Consider the following 18,695-nt stretch of genomic DNA (forward strand, 5'->3'; position numbering starts at 1 on the left):
GCTGGCTATGATTCAGCTAAAAACTCCTGCTCTGCACCATTCCCTGAAAACTCAAACAATCCCGCACCCGTTTTTGTTGCACAGCAGTCAATTCATCCAGATTAAACCACTGATATGCTGAATGCTCATCACTCAGCTTGATTTGCGCATGCTCAGGCAAATAGCAACGAAAAATAAAGGCATGCGAATTGACTGCACTGTGATAATACACGCCGCTCAAATAGACAATTTCAACTGTACAGCCCAGTTCTTCCTGACATTCACGCAGTAACGCTTGATGAATGGTTTCACCAATATCTAAACCACCACCAGGTAAACCCCATGCCTGATTGGCATATGTCGCTTTAAGTAACAAAACTTGTTGCTGATGATTGGTAATCACCGCATGTGAACTCATACGGTACAAATCATGAAAACCCATTAAGATGCCTGCTGTGTACCTAAGTCCAGATCAATATCGGTCATTTTCCAATGCCAGCCATCACGGGTAAAAATAAACTGGGTGTCCGCACCTTGTAAATGCACCACATGAATCACGAAATGGTTTAAATCACGATAGCCTGCTCGATATTGCAATTCGCTACTGCTCGCTGTCGATACAGGATCAGATGCAGTATGACTCATATTCGCTTCTATGATATTTGAGCTGTTATCTTCAGTCTTATGATGAGTGGCCAGAGATTGTGCCAACTGCTTGCCTTGTAACAATAAAATCAAGGTTTTCGGTGTGACGACCTGATCAAGCACAGCATTAGTAATCGGCCCGCCTAGATATTGCTCCACCAAACGCATCCAAGATGGATGCTGTCCTTGATTCAAATCTGCAGCAAACCATCGTGCATTCATTTGCGGTTTCAGGCTTTCTTTTACCGCCTCATAATCAATATATGCAGAAATGCGTTCGGGCTGATTGTGTTCATAAGCTTGCCTGAGCTGATACATCATCCAGTAAGGCGATGCCAACCATGCAGCAATAAATAACACAACCACAACACTAAGAGTAACAATGAGTTTTTTCACCGCAACTTTGCCCTATTTTTTACCACTGAAGAAAGTGCGTTAATGTAACCGATTCCGTATTTAGATGCTGTACAAGCTTTACTGATTTATGTAGTAATTGCTTTATTTCTCGATACAGCAATCACTGCATTCAAAAGACTGAGCATGTATTTTGTCTATTTTTCGGCTTTGCGCAGAAACATAACAATCTACGGCTGAATTTTCCAAGAAAATCCGCCACAATAGCTCCATAGTCAAAACCTAATTTTGAGAACAAGATGAGTGATTTAGCTTTTATTCAATATCAACTCAACGGCGTAGATGCGCAAAAATTTCTGCAAGGTCAAGTCACGTTGCATGTTGAACGTCTCCCAGAACAAACGCCTCGCTATACAGCCATTTGTGATTTAAAAGGTCGTATCCAGTTTGGGTTATGGCTCACTAAACTTGACGCTGAGCATTTTGAAATTGTTGTCACTGAAGATCAAAGTGATGAATTTGCCAAACATATTAAAAAATATGGTGCTTTTTCTAAAATGACGTTAAGCACTGTAGGCGAGGTTTTCCCTACCCTCACAGCAACAAGTACAAGTTTCACTACACAACCTACAGATATCACAGCATGGCAACAACAAGCGATTGCACAGGGACAAGCCTATATTTGCCAAGCCACTGCACATAAGTTTCAACCGCAAGAGCTACGTTTACATCAGCGTGAAGGTGTCGATTATGACAAGGGTTGTTATTTAGGTCAGGAAATCGTGGCGCGTTTATGGTTTAAAGCCAAACCTAAACACTGGCTACACTTAGTCGCAGGAACAGGAGATGTTCCCGCGATGGCAAGCCAAGTACATCGCGATATTGAAGTGGTCAATAGCATTGCAACCGCAACAGGTTTTCAAGCACTCGTGGTTGCTAAACCTGCTGCACTGACCGAACTGAATCTGACTGTACTTGACCTGCCTGCACAGCTCAATGCAGATGTCGCTCGCCCACAGTAGAATATGCTCTAGGCTTTGGGTAAAAAACTTTTACTCAAAGTCACGCACTAAAAAATTGTATAAATTGCACTAGTTTTCTTCCGTACGTATTCCTCATAACATCCATCAGAGTTATTTTATGAAAAAACTCCTTACTGCACTTGGGCTTAGTCTTATGACTATTGGTATAGCACATGCAGATATTGCGACACTTAAAGCCAACCTGCAAAAAAATTATCCAGACATTACGCCACAATCGATTCAACCAACACCAATTAAAGACATCTATGAAGTCTATATGGATGGTGAAATTGTCTATACCAATGATGAAGCACGTTATTTCTTTATTGGCAATCTAGTTGATCTAAAAAACCAAGTCAGCCTGACCGAACAGCGCCAGCAAGAATTAACCAAAATCGATGTGAAAACTTTACCGCTCAATCAGGCAATTAAACATGTCAAAGGCAATGGCAAACGCGTACTGTATATTTTCAGCGACCCTGATTGCCCATACTGCCATGCACTGGAAGAAGAACTCAAACAAGTCGATAACGTGACTGTTTATTTGTTCTTGTACCCATTGACCAACTTGCACCCAAATGCAGGGGCTATGGCACAGAAAATCTGGTGCTCAAAAGACAAATATTCGGCATGGGAAAACTACGTTCTAGATCGTAAAGAACCAAGCGATAAAGCAAGTTGCACAGCACCTATACAGAAAAACCTAGAATTGGGTGAAAAACTCCGTATTGATGGCACGCCAACCTTCTTCCTAAAAGATGGTCAGCGTATTTCTGGTGCACGCAGTGCCAATGATATTAATAAATTACTGGATTCAGTACAGTAATTAGAACCACCTCAGTCCTCATGGCTGAGGTGGTTTTATTGGTCATCCAAAGATTCATCACGCTGCGCAAAACGGCTGGCAAGAATACCGCAAATAATCAACTGAATTTGATGAAACAACATTAGCGGCAATAGTATTAAACCAATCGGCTGCCCTGCAAAAATAATCTTCGCCATCGGCACACCACTGGCTAAAGTCTTTTTAGAACCACAAAATAAAATCGCAATCTGATCTTTTTGATTAAAACCCAATGCACGGCTAGAAAAGTGAATCAGCAACATTGCTATTGCCAGCAACACACCACACACCACAAATAGACCCGCCAGCGTTTCAATAGAGACTTGATGCCAAATTCCTTCAATGACCGCCTCACTAAATGCGGCATAGACCACCATTAAAATCGAACCTTGATCAACGCATTTCACTACAGCACCATGCTGCTTAATGAGCGGGAACAGTTTTGAGCGGCAAATTTGCCCCAATACAAAGGGAACCAATAGCAGTGACACAATATTAAGCACAGCATTGGATGAGTCTGCGTCATGATGTGACAAGGACTGACCAATGAACAGACTCACCAAAAACGGAGTAATGAACATCCCGAAAATATTGGATGCAGATGCACTACACAATGCAGCAGGTACATTGCCTTTAGCAATTGAAGTAAAGGCAATCGATGACTGTACCGTTGACGGCAACAGTGCCAAGTACAAAATACCCAAATACAGTTCATGCCCAAGCAACGGCTCAATTACAGGTTTAAGCAACAAGCCTAAAATTGGGAACATGACAAAAGTGGCAGTAAAAATGCACAAATGCAGGCGCCAATGCGTCAAACCATCCATGACCGCCTGACGCGACAGTTTTGCACCATGCAAAAAGAATAATAATGCAATCGCAAAATTGGTGAGTTGCCCAAAGATACTGGCAGCATGACCATGAATCGGTGCAAAGCTGGCTAAGACCACCATACCAATGATCATCAGACTAAAATTATCGGGTAAAAAACGTGGTCGAGCCATTACACTTCCTTTTGGTTAATTCGTCTCTGTCGCTCTTGGATTAGATCATGAGAATTTTCAAATGACTTTTCACATACTTAAAAACAGCTTTTTGATCGCAAAGCACATTATCATGATTGAAGTTGCTGAAAAATAGAACGAAAAATCGCTTACTGCATAGTAACCGCAGACAATTTAATGGGTCAACCCATCTACCACCAACAGGTGATCAGCAAGCTAATCCCTATAAAACCTAAAAGGGTGCTGAGCATGAGTGCAGCAACAGCTCGCTGCTCTAGTCCATAAACTTGCCCTAAAATACCAAATACGATTGGCATCGGCAAAGCAGCAATCAAGGTCGCGGCATGTTGCATTTCTGTAGAAGCATGAGGCAAAAGAAAAAATAGACAGAAAATGACACTCGGCATCAACACGACTTTCAGCAATACCAACATAATCGTTTGCGTGTCGAGCGCTCGTAATTTCATGCCAACCAGACTACCGCCGATTACCAGAAGCGCCAGAGAAGGTGCTGTTTTCCCTAGAACATTCAGCACATTATCGAGTATTTCAGGTGGCCTTAACTCGAAGATAACTGCAAGCATTGCCAAAACGATCGAAATCACCAAAGGATTTTTCAGTAAATTTTTTAATGCCTGATATAACATTCTTGAAGGATGATGCTGCGACTGTAGACCTGCTTCTGCCAGTAATAACACCATTGGTATCATCAGCAGGTTTTCAATCATTAAAGTCAATGACAGATAAATCACGGCATGATTGGGTAACACTAACGGTAAAATTGCACTACCAATTAATCCCGTATTGGACATTGATGCGCCCATTGACAGGACTGCGGTCTGGGTCAGTGCATGGTGAAAGTGCCGTTTATAAATCCAGTATGCCAGTGCATATAAAATCAGTGACCCGCCTGCATACGCCAACAAATAGGGTAGCAACCAGATTTCATGCAGATTTTTGCTGGCAAGGGAATGCAAAATGAGTGCTGGTAGTGCAATCTTGATGACATAACCACCCAAGCCCTTAATCTGCTCAGTAGTCAGCAACCCTAACTTAACACTGGCATAGCCCGTACCCATGAGCAGAGACATGGGCACCAAGATTTCAAAAACCAATCGGTTCTACCTGAACCTTACGCGTTACTTTCAGCAAACGCATGGAACAGGTTTTTAAAACCATGCGGCTGACAACGCAAATACTGGGGTGCGATCTGAACAGGCTCACCCAAAGAAGCTGCAGCATGCCACACCCAACGCGGGTCATATAAAATCGCGCGTGCCAAGGCAATTGCATCGGCTTGATGATGACGCACAATGAGTTCCGCTTGCTGAGCCTCGGTAATCAAACCTACTGCAATCACAGGAATCTGTACATGTTGCTTGATTTCGGTCGCAAAAGGCACTTGATAGTTGGGTTCAATATCAATCTGTTGTTTTTCATGTAAGCCCCCACTAGACACATGCACATACGCTGCGCCTGCTTTTTCAAGCTGCTGAGCCAACTCAATGCTCGACTCAAGCGTCCAGCTCGCTTCTGCTTGTGACTCCATCCAGTCGGTTGCCGAAATACGCACTCCGACAGGGAAACCTTGCGGCACGACCTGTAAAATAGCATCCAGAACTTCCAGTGTTAGACGCATGCGGTTTTCCAGACTGCCACCATATTGGTCTTGGCGCTGATTCGATAATGGCGACAGGAATTGATGCATCAAATAACCATGTGCAGCATGAACTTCTATCAGCTCAAATCCCGCATCTACCGCACGCTGTGCTGCGGCAGCAAAGTCCTGTTTTACAGTCTGAATTTCGTCAAGTGTTAAAGCATGCGGTGCAAGATCCTGCTCAGAAAATGGCACGGCACTCGGTGCAACCGTTTGCCAGCCATGTGCATGCTCAGGTGCGAACTGTCCACGACCATGCCACGGTTTGTCTGTAGAAGCTTTACGTCCTGCATGCGCCAGCTGCACTCCAAAAGGCATCGGAGAAATGCTTTTGACCTTAGCCAATAACGCTTTAATTTGGTCACGCTGCTGATCATTCCACAAGCCCAGATCAGCGTAACTGATCCGTCCTTCAGCCTGTACTGCTGTCGCTTCAACAATACATAAACCGGCCCCAGACAAAGCATAATTTGCCCACTGCTGCTCATGCCAATAGCTGACTTCCCCTGCTTCAGTTGCAGAATATTGACACATCGGTGCAATCATCACTCGGTTGGTTAAGCTCAGATCAGCAAACTGAATAGCTTCGAATAATTTTGACATTTACAAAATTCCCCCTGTTTCATTAAAATTGTTTGGTAATACTGAGACCCGCGCTCCAGTTGCGTCCTTCCGCAGGTTCAAAATAGCGTCCATTGCCGTCATTCACAATGACTGAACCAACATAATTGCGGTCAAACAGATTATCGACCCGAGCATAGGTATTGATTACCCAATCCTGCATTTTCCATTTGTAGCCAACATCTATTGCAGTAACGGTATAGCTTGGCGCTGCATCGGAGTTAGCATCATTAATATAGATTTTATCCATATAATGCGCTTCGATGCCTGCAAACGCGCCCGTTTGTGGCTGCCATGCCAAGCGTGCAAAAGCCTGATTTTTTGCAATTCCAGGAATATACGTGCCTTTTTTGACTGTACCCGATGATGAGCTGAGATCCGAATCAAAGGTCGCATCCAAATAACTGTAGCTTGCCTGCACTTTCAGGTCTTTCCAAAGATTCTTATTCCAAGAAAACTCTACGCCTTGGCGCTGGGTTTTATCCACATTTTGATAAGTTGCCCGACCATTGACCGTTGCATAAGACACAATGTCATTTTTAGTTTTGCTTTGGAAGGCTGCAAATGTGAAATATCCCCAAGGATTTTTTGACTTTAAGCCAACTTCATAATTATCGCTACTTGAAGGTTTCAGGTTAAAGTTAAACCCTGCTGCGCCATCGGTACGATATGCCATTTCGGTAAAAGTCGGAGTTTCAAAGCCTTTGGCATAACTGACATACGCTAGTAGCTCAGGAATAATCTGCCAGCTCAGCGCTGCTGAAGGTAAGGTTTTTGCATATTCGGTTTTTCCACTGTCATTGCCATTACTCAGATAATGGTCATCTGACTTGTAATGGACATTGCTATAACGCACGCCTGTATCTAAGCGCCAAGTGGGTAAAAACTGCCATGATGCTTGTAGATACGGGTCAATATTCCATAAAGTATTGTCTTCGTTACGACGCAAGTTGCCTTTCAGCCCATAGTGACCCGCAGCATCGTAGTTATTATAACCTTTTCGGTCTTCATCCATGGCGTCCAGTGCTACACCTGCACTGATACTGGTGTTAGGCAAAAGCTCCTTACCTGTCCAGCGGAAATCCGCCCCATAATAATTACGGTCAAAATCAATCACGCCACCCGCATTATTGACATTGGCTTGGGTCGATTTTGGAATGGACTGATACTGCGTGACATGACGATTACCAACATAGGTCATGGCATACAGCTCATTGTGATCATCTAGCGGCTTTGTCCATGTTACCCCTGTTTGAGTCTGCTCAATTTCCTTACGGGTGTTGTAGGTCTCCGCACTGCTCACCGCCTGTTTTGGGTTTTGCTGCCAAAGCTGGCGGGTCAACCCCATCGGGTCATCCGCATTGATTTTGACGTAGTTGGTCACCCAGTTGATTTTACTGCCATCGCTCAAATTCCAGGTCAGCTTGGCATTGTTCAAAACTTTATCTGCCGCACTATGGTCGCGGTAACCATCGGTATCGAAATACGAAGAACTGATCACATAGCTCGGTTCATTTTCCGCATGTGCGCCGCCTTGTAACACAATCGAGCTGTTACTGCGTTGGTCGCTACCACCCGAATAGCCTATTGCCACAGAATCACGTCCCTGACCTTCTTTAGTGGTTGCCAGAATCGCCCCACCCGAAGAGTTGCCATATAGAGATGAAAATGGCCCAGTCAGCACTTCCAGATGATCCAGACTTTTCAAGTCAATGTTCGAAGTTTGCCCCTGACCATCGGGCATGGTGGCAGGAATGCCATCGACATATAAACGAATACCACGCACCCCAAAAGTCGAGCGTGCCCCAAAACCTCGCATGGAAAGCTGCAAATCTTGCGCGTAATTCTCACGGTTATTCAGTTGTAAACTTGGAATCCCCTTGACCACTTCCGTGAGGTTCACCCCAATATTGTCTTGCTGCTTTGGTGCATTTACCCGAAAAACCGAAGCGGGTGTTTTGGCATAGCTGGTGTCGGTATGTGTCGCTTCAACTTTGATGATTGGCAAATCTTCTTGAATGGCAACGTCATCTTCAGCGTATAAACTTCGACATACGCATACTGTGATCAACAACATGGCACTTTTCACAGTCAAACTGGCATGCATATTACGCATCATTTTCATCCTAAATCTTTTGAGGGGGAACAATTAGGGCATTCAAAATTGCAAGCAAAACAATATGCTTCGTGAACAACCAAGGTCAGTGATCTGACAAGTTTATGTTTTGAGTGGTGAACCTTCCTTGTATTCTCGTATTGTAGTAATGCCACTGTCCGAACACAAGTTGCGGATATACCTGTTTCTTCGTGCATGCTAAAGTATGCCTTTTCTTGTTGTTATTGTCTTGCTATGCCTGAATTACCCGAAGTCGAAACGACCAAAAATAGCTTAGCGCCGTTGCTTTTGCAAACTGTTCAACGTGTAGAAGTGCGCCAGCCCCAATTGCGCTGGGTCATTCCACAAGATGTTGACAAGTTACGTGGTCAAAAACTGTTGGGATTACAACGGCGCTCTAAATATATTTTGGCAAAATTCGAACAAGATAGCATGTTGTGGCATTTGGGTATGTCAGGCAGTTTTCGGATTTGCGATGCTCAGGATGAACTGCGTAAACACGATCATTTCATTCTAGATTTTGGTGGGCAGCAGTTACGTTATCATGACCCACGTCGCTTTGGCTGTATCTTGTGGCTCAACGAAGAATCCCAGCATAAACTGCTTGACCCTCTCGGCCCGGAACCATTGACTGATGCTTTCAATGCTGATTATTTGATTCAAAAACTTAAATCCAAGCATGTTGGTATCAAAGTTGCACTGATGGATAATCATATTGTGGTGGGTGTAGGCAATATCTATGCAACAGAAAGTCTGTTCAATTTGGGAATTCATCCAGCACAACCAGCTTCAAGCCTGAGCCAACAGCAAATCAGTGCCTTGGTGGTGGAGATTAAGCGTATTCTAAATTCTGCGATTGATCTAGGCGGCTCAACGCTAAGAGACTATACCAATGCCATGGGGGAAAATGGTTACTTTCAGCAAACTTTATTGGCTTATGGGCGTGCAGGTGAAATGTGTGTCAACTGCGAAACCACACTGGAAAATATCAAACTGGGGCAACGCGCCAGTGTGTTTTGTCCACAATGCCAGCCACTTAAAAAAACAGCAAAATCATAACCTGTCAGGAGGCTAAACCTATGCAAACTGCAATTGTACGTCATATCTTGGTCAAGGATAAAACGCTTGCCGAACAGCTGAAGAAAAAAATTCAGTCAGGTGGTGACTTTTCCAAACTTGCTAAAGAATACTCGACTTGTAATTCAGCAAAACGTGGCGGTGAACTGGGTGAAGTCAAAAAAGGCCAACTGGTACCTGTGATTGATAAACTGGTATTTACTGCGGCTGAACGAGTATTGCACGGCCCTATAAAAAGTCAGTTTGGTTTTCATTTACTGGAAATCAAATTTCGTATGAATTTTTAAATTAATACGATGTTTAAATACCCGATAAGATTTAAGCATCATTTTAATTTTAGGTGTGTGCAGATTTGGCTGTGGAATGCATTTGATATGTCCATGCCTGAACCATCTCACCTGACTCAAGCTCAACATCGACCATGACTCGCTGGTATTGAAACCCTTCAAAATCATCCAGCATTTCCCAATTATCTGCCAGTTTTTCTGTAGAGAAAAGTAAACCCTCGATTTTTTCTGCTTGTGGGTCAAGCACTAACGCAGGCAAACCCTGATCAGGCCCCCAGTCCAGAGTATGCACAACACCGCGAACATAACCTATTTGCCATTTACCCTCCATATTTCCCAAAATATGTGCATTGGCATGCCCTGGGCGCAATGTGCCATAAGTAAACAATTGGTTCATCTTTCCCCATCCTGATGCAGCAGAAATATTGATATTATCGCGTATTCATTTTACAAAAAACTGAGTCATCATACATAAAAAAAGCAGCTTGGTTGCAGCTGCTTTTTTTTAGTTATACAGAACTATGCTTTCTTTTTTAACTCATCACGAATTTCACGAAGTAACTGGATATCCTCAGGTGTTGCCACGGGTGCAGGCACAGCTTCTGCTTCTTGTTTACGGCGCATTTTATTAATTAATTTCACCATAATAAACACAACCCAAGCCAAAATAATAAAGTTAATCAGGATAGTTAAGAAATTACCATAAGTCAGTACGTTAACTCCTGCCTTTTGCATCTCAGCCAAAGATTGCAGATTGTTGGGGTTTTTTCCCAGTATGATGAATTTTTGAGTAAAGTCGACCCCACCACCTGTAATCAGGGTGATAATCGGCATAATAATGTCTTTGACCAAAGAGTCGACTATTTTACCGAACGCACCACCAATGATGACACCCACAGCAAGGTCGATCATGTTGCCTTTTACCGCAAATTCACGAAATTCTTTTAAAATGCTCATTTAAATCTCCAGTTCTTTTCATCTGAGTTATATAATGCGGTATATATTTGTATATGTATTTCCATTTAATTTACTTGGTTTTGGAAATTTTCCAACCCTTTGTAGAAAATCTTATACAAAAAAAACCGCTAATTAAAATTAGCGGTTTTTTTATGACTTAAGAGAACTTATTTGTCGCGGTTACGCTTACGTTCGTTTTCAGTCAAATAACGCTTACGAATACGAATTGATTTTGGTGTTACTTCAACTAATTCGTCATCTTCAATGAATTCAAGCGCTTGTTCAAGTGTATATTCAATTGCAGGGACTAAAGTTAAAGCATCATCTGTACCAGACGCACGAACGTTGGTTAACTGTTTTGCTTTAGTTGGGTTTACAACCATATCGTCTGAACGAGAGTTAATACCCACGATCATCCCTTCGTAAACTTCCAACTGTGGTTTAGCAAATAAACGACCACGATCTTGTAAACCAAATAACGCATAGCCCAAGCAAGTACCTTGAACCATAGAAATCAATACACCGTTTTGACGCTTCGCAACAGTACCTTGTTTAACAGGACCATAGTGAGAGAAGCTTGAAGTCATGATCCCTGTACCAGAAGTCATGGTCAAGAATTCAGAACGGAAACCGATCAAACCACGTGAAGGAACAGTTGCTTCAATACGGATACGACCTTTACCGTCAACTTCCATATTGGTCATTTCGCCTTTACGATGACCCATTTGTTCCATTACAGCACCTTGATGCTGTTCTTCAACGTCAAACGTTACGTTTTCGTATGGCTCTTGTTTTTCACCATCAACTTCTTTGATGATTACTTGTGGACGAGATACACCCATTTCAAAGCCTTCACGACGCATGTTTTCGATCAATACAGAAAGGTGAAGCTCACCACGACCAGAAACTTTGAAACGGTCTGGGCTTTCAGTATCTTCAACACGAAGCGCTACGTTATGAATCAATTCACGGTCAAGACGTTCACGAATATTACGTGAAGTTACGAATTTACCTTCTTTACCAGCAAATGGTGAATTGTTTACTTGGAATGTCATCGATACTGTAGGTTCATCTACAGACAATGGCGGTAATGCTTCAACAGTTTTCGGATCACAAATGGTGTCTGAAATGTTCAGTGCATCAATACCTGTAATACATACGATGTCGCCTGCTGATGCTGAATCAACATCAATACGCTCTAAACCATGGTAACCCATGATTTTTAAAATACGACCGTTACGTGTGTTGCCTTCTTTGTCAATCACAGTCACAGGCGTATTGGTTTTTACTGAACCACGTTGAATACGACCAACACCGATTACACCTACGAAGCTGTTATAGTCAAGTGATGAAATCTGCATTTGGAATGGACCATCAACATCAACTGCTGGTGGTTCAACGATGTCAACAATCGTTTCAAATAGCGGAGTCATGTCTTCAGCCAACTCTTCTGGAGAAGGACCAGCAACACCGCGTAAGCCTGAAGCATAAACGATTGGGAAGTCTAATTGTTCATCAGTTGCACCCAAGTTGTCGAACAAGTCAAATACTTGATCAATTACCCAGTCACAACGTGCGCTTGGTTTATCTACCTTGTTGATGATCACGATTGGTTTCAAACCACGTGCAAATGCTTTTTGTGTTACGAAGCGAGTTTGTGGCATTGGGCCTTCTTGTGCATCCACAAGAAGCAATACGCAGTCAACCATCGATAATACACGTTCTACTTCACCACCGAAGTCAGCATGTCCCGGGGTGTCCACGATATTGATACGGTAAGTGGTATCAGTACGCTTGTCCAACCAAGTGATCGACGTATTTTTTGCCAAGATAGTAATACCACGCTCTGATTCAAGCGCATTCGAATCCATAACACGCTCAATCTCACCCGCGCGGTCACCGAGTGCACCTGATTGTTGTAAAAGTTTATCTACGAGAGTAGTTTTACCATGGTCGACGTGCGCGATGATGGCAATATTACGGAGAGTTTTAATATCAGACATGTAAATTCGATACGCTTTAAATTTGAGGGCAAATTATACAAAAAAACACTAGCATTGAGTAGTGACAGTTGCCTGACAACAACACTTTTTTCGTCAGACAAGCCGCTTTTTAGTTTGTAAAGGGATGTAACTCGATTAGAATAGCTATATCTTGCTTACTATTTATTACAATTCCATGTCGGATTTAGATATATCTCCCCATTCCAATCCTCAACCTGATCTGCTTTTAGGGCTTAATGACAAACCAAAACCATGGATTGCGTTCTTCGCCGCCTTGCAGCATTTGCTTGCAATCTTGGTTCCGATTTTAACGCCAGGTTTACTGATCTGTGGGGCACTCAAAGTTCCCGCACATGAAACCACCATGATTTTATCGATGTCTTTAGTCATTTCAGGCATTGCAACTTTTCTACAGTCTAAAAAAGTTGGCCCACTGGGTGCAGGTTTACTGATCGTACAAGGCACCAGTTTTAACTTTATTGGCCCAATTATGGCGATTGGCAGCATGATGATTGCCAATGGCACACCCTATCAACAGGTGATGGCCGCCATTTTTGGTGTGGTGATCGCAGGTGCATTTATTGAAATGGGCGTATCACGGGTTTTACCGTGGGTCAAAAAACTGATCACGCCACTGGTGACTGGGATTGTAGTTTTACTGATTGGACTCACCTTGATCAAAGAAGGTTTAGTCAGTATGGGCGGTGGTTATGCTGCCATGGCAAATGGCACATTTGCCAATAGCGATAATCTGATCATGTCCAGTGTAGTTCTTGCCATTATTATTGTGCTCAATCGCATTCCTGTGGTTTGGATCAAAAGCTCAGCAATTTTACTGGCTTTGGTGATCGGTTATATCTTGGCAGGCTTTATGGGGCATCTGAACTTTACTGCGTTCCAGCAAGCGCCGACCTTCCAGTTACCAACGCCATTGCATTTTGGCATCAGTTTTAACTGGTCATTATTTTTACCATTTGCCTTTATTTATTTGGTCACTTCACTCGAAGCGATAGGCGACATTACTGCAACCAGTAAGATTTCAAAACAGCCTGTGACAGGTGAAATCTGGATGCAACGCATCAAAGGTGGAGTTTTGGTCAATGGCTTCAACTCTTTGATTGCAGGGATTTTCAATACATTTCCTAGCTCTGTGTTTGCACAAAATAATGGTGTGATTCAACTGACAGGTGTCGCAAGCCGTTATGTTGGGATTTGGATTGCAGCCATGTTGGTCTTATTGGGTTTATTTCCTAAAATTGCAGGAATGGTACAAGCTGTACCCGAAGCAGTTCTAGGTGGTGCTGTCATGGTCATGTTTGGTGCAGTTGCCGCATCAGGCATCAATATTCTGGCAGGTATTAAGCTTGACCGCCGTGCGTTACTGATCATTGCTATTTCTTTAGCACTCGGTCTTGGTATTTCACAAGTTCCTGACTTTCTAAAGCATATGCCTGAACTCATGCGTAATATTTTCAGTTCTGGCGTAGCAACTGGCGGTATCGCAGCATTATTGCTCAACTTGATTTTACCTGACCAAACAGAACAGTAATTTTTTTAAACAATGTCCAATCCCAGTGATATGCGGATTGGACATTTTATTTTGTGTAGGGTGTCATCATGGATCCTCGAAGTGAAGTCGTATTGCGCCAGCAAGATCAACTCAAAGGTCGCGTTTTATTTATTCATGCGCCCAATGATCAGCTCCTGATTGAACTGCGCGACACAGTACAAAGTAGTATCTGGACATGGAATTTTGCTGATCATCAAGCGCATTTGACTTTGGGTTTGGACAGCCACTTTGCTGTGACATTTCCTGAGCAGAATTTCGATCAAGTCATTATTTTTGTTCCAAAATCAAAAGAGTTGCTCAGTTATATCATTCATCAGGTTGCCAGCCATATGCAGCTTGGGCAATCTATTTTCTTGGTGGGTGAGAAAAAAGGTGGTGTGGAACGTGCAGCCAAACAGTTACAGGCCTATGGCAAAACCCTCAAGCTCGACAGTGCTCGACACTGCCAGTTTTGGCAACTGATTCTACAACAACAAGAGCAGGAAAAACCGCTTGAAGCTTGGCTCAAAACCTATGAGATTCAAGTTGCAGATCAAACACTGAAAATTTGCGCTTTACCAGGTGTCTTTAGCCAAGACCATTTAGATGTTGGAACAGCGGTACTTTTACCATATCTCACCCAAGTCAAATCGGGTAAACTCGCCGACTTTGGCTGTGGTGCAGGCATTATTAGTTGCTATTTGGCAAAGCTACATCCTGACAATGTCATTCATGCGCTCGATGTCGACGCTTTTGCTTTGAAGTCAACAGAATTGACTTGCCAACACAATGCCATTTCTGCCAGCCAAATCCAGTTACATGCCGTCACAGGTATTCAAGATGCTCCGACTGGGCTAGATGCCTTGATTAGCAATCCCCCTTTTCATCAGGGTATTCACACCTCCTATGCAGTGAGTGAAGATTTATGCCAACAGGCAGAAGGTCATCTTCAAGAGCATGGTGAATTATGGATTGTGGCAAACCGTTTTTTAAATTATCCGATTTTAATTGAGCAGTATTTCGGGCATTGCGACACGAAAACTGATCAACAAGGCTTTAAGGTGTTATATGCCTGTGCAACAAACAGATAAGGAAACTAGATGAGCGAAATGAATGAACATGCGCACCTAAAGCGTAAGTTAGGTGCTCGCCATCTGAATATGATTGCAATTGGTGGTTCTATTGGAACAGGGCTATTTTTAGCTTCAGGTTCGACCATCAGTACTGCAGGACCAGGCGGCGCGTTACTTGCCTATGTCCTGATCGGGATTATGATTTATTTCTTAATGACCAGCCTTGGCGAACTAGCAACCCACAATCCAACTTCAGGTGCATTTTTTACCTACGGTAACAAATATGTTGAAGAAGGTTTTGGTTTTGCACTCGGCTGGAACTACTGGTACAACTGGGCGATTACTGTCGCATTTGAACTGGTTGCAGCACAGTGGATCATGGCATTCTGGTTCCCTGAAATTCCAGGTTTTTGGTGGAGCTTGCTGTTTTTAATTGTGATTTTCGCGATTAACGCCATGTCGGTCAGAAGTTTTGGTGAGAGTGAGTTTGTATTTTCTCTGGTCAAAGTCATTGCGATCATTATTTTTATTTTTATTGGTTTCGCGACCATTTTAAAAATTATGCTGACTCCGAATGCCCTGCCTTTCGCCAACTGGACACATAAAGACGCGCCATTTGTTGGTGGTTTTCAAGCCATGGTCGGGGTTGCCATGATTGCAGGTTTTTCCTTCCAGGGTACTGAAATGGTTGGGGTTGCTGCGGGTGAATCTAAAGATCCACATAAAACCATTCCGCTGGCAATCAAACAAATTTTCTGGCGTATTCTGCTGTTTTATATCGTCTGTATTTTTATTATCGGCACATTGGTAAGTTATGACGATCCACGCCTGATTCAGGCAGCGAGTAGCAACAATATTGCCCTGTCTCCATTTACCCTACTCTATGAAAAAGCAGGTTTTGCTTTTGCTGCAGGTCTGATGAATGCGGTGATTCTAACTGCCATTTTATCTGCAGGTAACTCGGGGATGTATTCATCTACCCGTATGTTGTGGGATATGGCAGAAGAAGGGAGTGCGCCACGCTGGTTCGCAAAGCTCGATAAACGTGGCGTCCCAATGCGTGCATTGTATGCAACCACTGCGATTGCAGCATTATCACTCCTCACTAGTTTTATAGGCAAACAGGAAATCTATAACTGGTTGCTCAATATGTCGGGGATGTGTGGTTTTATTGTCTGGCTAGGGATTGCAATTTCACATTATCGTTTCCGTAAAGGTTATGTGGCTCAGGGCTACAAAATTAAGGACTTGGCTTATCGTGCCAAATTCTTCCCATTTGCGCCATGGTTTGCCTTTATTTTGTGTTCAATCATTATCTTAGGGCAAAATTATCAAGCGTTTCTAGGAGCAAAAATTGACTGGTTAAGTCTGCTTGCCACCTATATTACCCTCCCGCTGTTTTTAGCTGTATGGTTAAGTTATAAATGGATCTACAAGACCAAACTCATCCCTTACAACGAAATGGATGTGAAACCAATGCCAGATGATGAGTAATTGTCAGCTTGTATTTAATTTTAAGTTTACTGCGCTTGATCACTCGATGGCAAAAATCACTTATCTTATACAATGGATGTCAATGAAAGTGAAAAATAAGAATACAGCATCGCCATAATCACAAGGCAATGAAAGTGAACTAAAATCCAAATACCCATTACAAAGAAAGCGGCTCACTTGGAGCCGCTTTCTTTTCACATCAATCCAGATTATTGAGCTGGTTGTTGTGCTGCTGGTTGAGCGATTACAGTACGGCTACCTGTAATTGCAGCAAACACGCGACGGTTCATTGCACGACCTTCTTTCGTGTTGTTGTCAGCAATCGGTTGATCCCATGCAAAACCTTGGGTTGTCAAACGTGATGGATCAACATTGTATTCATGTACAAGTGCAGATTTAACAGAGTTCGCACGTGCTAAAGATAAACGTTCGTTTAACTTACGTGGACCTGTGTTGTCGGTGTGGCCTTCAATACGCGCTGTTGCATTTGGATACTCAGAAAGTTTCTCTGCAACTTTTGCAATTTCAGGTTTGTATTGTGGTTTGATGTTTGACTTGTTCGTATCAAAGAACACCCGTAGTTCCATGTTCAAGTCTTCTGTCAACTCTTGTGGCTGCGGTTGTGGTTGAACCACTGGCGGCGGAGTCACAGGTTGTACTTCTGTTACAGGTGCAGCAGGTTTCAAGTGACCACCGATCACTACGTTCAAACCAGCAAGCGCTGTATAGTTCCAGAAATCTTCATCAATGTTATATGTTGCACGTGCTTCTGTACGTAGAGACAATACATCATTTAAACGCCAGAATACACCCGCGCCAACGTTACCCAAAGTACCTGCTTCTGAGTTACCACGTGTACCACGATCTACACCTTTAAAATCATAATCATAGTGACCAGCACCTAACAACACGTATGGCTTGATTTTGCTGTCATAGTTTTTAGTGATCAGATCAGAGGTCGCAATAAAGTTACCGTTGATTTGTTTTTGCTTGTATTCAGCACCAGCAGCAACTGCACCACCTTTTACATCGCCTTTCACCTGAAGGTATTCAGCTTCAAAGCTTAACCATGGTGTTAATTCAACACCAAGCGCTGCACCAACGGCTAAATCGTCTTGTGCTTCACCTTGACCCGCTTTTGAATCAAGAAGGTGATCATTTCCGTTATTATGTTCGGTACCTTGGAATGTGTAACCAAGTAACAATGGAGTAACTGTTACACCAGCATTTGCTGCAACTAGTGGAGACGCTGCAAGCAATGTAGCAACAGCAATACGACTTAATTTCATGGATATCCTCCAGAGAAAAACAATTATTTTAGGTATGACCTAAATTATTTACTTTCTGAGATATTCTTACATCTCAGTCTTTTAAAGTTTCGAGTCTGTATAATACAAGTTCATTCAGAAAATTTAAACTTGAATAACATGACTATGGTCATATTTTTTCAGATTAAGCCATTTTACTTCAATACTACTATTCTGATTAGCATTCAATTTACAAATTAAATCTTTGAAATTTATTTAATACAGTTACAAAAAAATTTGCCAATCTCTAAAAAGTTATTTAAAAATAATAATAAATATAATAAGTTACATAAAAAAATCAAACAATTTACCCTATAAATAAGAATATTTTTCAACAATAATAATCATATAAACACGTATAATTTTTCGTTATATTTAAAAATATATTCAGTTTATTTTAGCTCTTAATAACATCATTATTTATTCTCTTCTTTTCAACTCATTAATCATAGCTCATCTTTTTAAATACCCATTACAAAGAAAGCGGCTCACTTGGAGCCGCTTTCTTTTCACATCAATCCAGATTATTGAGCTGGTTGTTGTGCTGCTGGTTGAGCGATTACAGTACGGCTACCTGTAATTGCAGCAAACACGCGACGGTTCATTGCACGACCTTCTTTCGTGTTGTTGTCAGCAATCGGTTGATCCCATGCAAAACCTTGGGTTGTCAAACGTGATGGATCAACATTGTATTCATGTACAA

The 18,695-nt window shown here is 42.5% G+C and carries 17 protein-coding genes and 1 pseudogene; 7 read left to right on the forward strand and 11 right to left on the reverse strand.

Annotation, left to right across the window (positions count from 1 at the left end):
• Positions 1-16: 16 nt before the first annotated feature.
• Positions 17-421 (reverse strand): NUDIX hydrolase, encoded by a 405-nt coding sequence (locus E0H77_RS12850; RefSeq protein WP_131378559.1) that lies wholly within the window; start codon positions 419-421, stop codon positions 17-19.
• Positions 421-1,020, reverse strand: coding sequence for a DUF2939 domain-containing protein (locus E0H77_RS12855; RefSeq protein WP_131378561.1), 600 nt, complete (start codon positions 1,018-1,020; stop codon positions 421-423). The genes E0H77_RS12850 and E0H77_RS12855 overlap by 1 nt, the downstream gene beginning before the upstream one ends.
• A gap of 257 nt (positions 1,021-1,277) precedes the next feature.
• Here E0H77_RS12855 and ygfZ point away from each other — a divergent pair, with 257 nt between their 5' ends.
• Positions 1,278-2,000 carry a CAF17-like 4Fe-4S cluster assembly/insertion protein YgfZ gene (ygfZ, locus tag E0H77_RS12860; RefSeq protein WP_131378562.1) on the forward strand — a complete coding sequence of 241 codons (723 nt, stop codon included), beginning with the start codon at positions 1,278-1,280 and terminating at the stop codon, positions 1,998-2,000.
• 118 nt (positions 2,001-2,118) lie between these two features.
• Positions 2,119-2,826 carry a DsbC family protein gene (locus E0H77_RS12865; RefSeq protein WP_131378564.1) on the forward strand — a complete coding sequence of 236 codons (708 nt, stop codon included), beginning with the start codon at positions 2,119-2,121 and terminating at the stop codon, positions 2,824-2,826.
• Positions 2,827-2,861: 35 nt separating this feature from the next.
• Here the strand turns inward: E0H77_RS12865 and E0H77_RS12870 are convergent, their stop codons facing one another.
• The 4 genes from E0H77_RS12870 to E0H77_RS12885 all read right to left on the reverse strand — a co-directional run bounded on the left by E0H77_RS12870 (position 2,862) and on the right by E0H77_RS12885 (position 8,248).
• Positions 2,862-3,848, reverse strand: a complete 987-nt coding sequence (locus tag E0H77_RS12870) for a bile acid:sodium symporter family protein (protein ID WP_131378566.1) — start codon at positions 3,846-3,848, stop codon at positions 2,862-2,864.
• A 191-nt stretch (positions 3,849-4,039) separates the two neighbouring features.
• The gene (locus tag E0H77_RS12875) at positions 4,040-4,963 is read right to left on the reverse strand and encodes an AEC family transporter (protein WP_131378568.1); all 924 of its coding nucleotides are present in this window, start codon (positions 4,961-4,963) and stop codon (positions 4,040-4,042) included.
• Between the two features lie 17 nt (positions 4,964-4,980).
• The gene (locus E0H77_RS12880; protein WP_131378570.1) at positions 4,981-6,111 is read right to left on the reverse strand and encodes an NADH:flavin oxidoreductase/NADH oxidase; all 1,131 of its coding nucleotides are present in this window, start codon (positions 6,109-6,111) and stop codon (positions 4,981-4,983) included.
• A gap of 22 nt (positions 6,112-6,133) precedes the next feature.
• Positions 6,134-8,248, reverse strand: a complete 2,115-nt coding sequence (locus tag E0H77_RS12885; protein ID WP_131378572.1) for a TonB-dependent receptor — start codon at positions 8,246-8,248, stop codon at positions 6,134-6,136.
• A 231-nt stretch (positions 8,249-8,479) separates the two neighbouring features.
• Between E0H77_RS12885 and mutM the strand changes: the two genes are divergently transcribed.
• Entirely contained in the window at positions 8,480-9,304 is an 825-nt protein-coding gene (mutM, locus tag E0H77_RS12890; protein ID WP_131378574.1) for a bifunctional DNA-formamidopyrimidine glycosylase/DNA-(apurinic or apyrimidinic site) lyase, read from the forward strand.
• A gap of 20 nt (positions 9,305-9,324) precedes the next feature.
• Positions 9,325-9,609, forward strand: coding sequence for a peptidylprolyl isomerase (locus tag E0H77_RS12895; protein ID WP_131314110.1), 285 nt, complete (start codon positions 9,325-9,327; stop codon positions 9,607-9,609).
• Between the two features lie 49 nt (positions 9,610-9,658).
• On the opposite strand, the gene E0H77_RS12900 is transcribed toward E0H77_RS12895, so the two are convergent.
• The 3 genes from E0H77_RS12900 to typA all read right to left on the reverse strand — a co-directional run bounded on the left by E0H77_RS12900 (position 9,659) and on the right by typA (position 12,569).
• On the reverse strand, positions 9,659-10,006 hold the full coding sequence (locus tag E0H77_RS12900; protein ID WP_131378576.1) for a gamma-glutamylcyclotransferase family protein: 348 nt from the start codon (positions 10,004-10,006) through the stop codon (positions 9,659-9,661).
• Between the two features lie 122 nt (positions 10,007-10,128).
• Positions 10,129-10,566 (reverse strand): large conductance mechanosensitive channel protein MscL, encoded by a 438-nt coding sequence (mscL, locus tag E0H77_RS12905; protein WP_004753598.1) that lies wholly within the window; start codon positions 10,564-10,566, stop codon positions 10,129-10,131.
• A gap of 167 nt (positions 10,567-10,733) precedes the next feature.
• Entirely contained in the window at positions 10,734-12,569 is a 1,836-nt protein-coding gene (gene typA, locus E0H77_RS12910) for a translational GTPase TypA (RefSeq protein ID WP_131314116.1), read from the reverse strand.
• A gap of 175 nt (positions 12,570-12,744) precedes the next feature.
• On the opposite strand from typA, the gene E0H77_RS12915 reads away from it, so the two are divergent.
• The 3 genes from E0H77_RS12915 (at position 12,745) to E0H77_RS12925 (ending at position 16,685) form a co-directional block, all read left to right on the forward strand.
• The gene (locus tag E0H77_RS12915) at positions 12,745-14,118 is read left to right on the forward strand and encodes a uracil-xanthine permease family protein (RefSeq protein WP_131378578.1); all 1,374 of its coding nucleotides are present in this window, start codon (positions 12,745-12,747) and stop codon (positions 14,116-14,118) included.
• Positions 14,119-14,186: 68 nt separating this feature from the next.
• A complete protein-coding gene (locus E0H77_RS12920) occupies positions 14,187-15,209 on the forward strand; it encodes a methyltransferase (protein WP_131378580.1) in 1,023 nt (340 codons plus the stop codon).
• A gap of 9 nt (positions 15,210-15,218) precedes the next feature.
• On the forward strand, positions 15,219-16,685 hold the full coding sequence (locus E0H77_RS12925; protein ID WP_131378582.1) for an amino acid permease: 1,467 nt from the start codon (positions 15,219-15,221) through the stop codon (positions 16,683-16,685).
• Positions 16,686-16,894: 209 nt separating this feature from the next.
• Here E0H77_RS12925 and omp38 read toward each other — a convergent pair whose 3' ends face one another.
• Positions 16,895-17,974 carry an outer membrane protein Omp38 gene (gene omp38, locus E0H77_RS12930; RefSeq protein ID WP_131378584.1) on the reverse strand — a complete coding sequence of 360 codons (1,080 nt, stop codon included), beginning with the start codon at positions 17,972-17,974 and terminating at the stop codon, positions 16,895-16,897.
• A gap of 542 nt (positions 17,975-18,516) precedes the next feature.
• Positions 18,517-18,695, reverse strand: a pseudogene (locus tag E0H77_RS12935) (OmpA family protein); the annotation flags it as partial.

Source organism: Acinetobacter brisouioides (assembly GCF_004331075.1).
In the GTDB taxonomy this organism is placed as follows: Bacteria; Pseudomonadota; Gammaproteobacteria; order Pseudomonadales; family Moraxellaceae; genus Acinetobacter.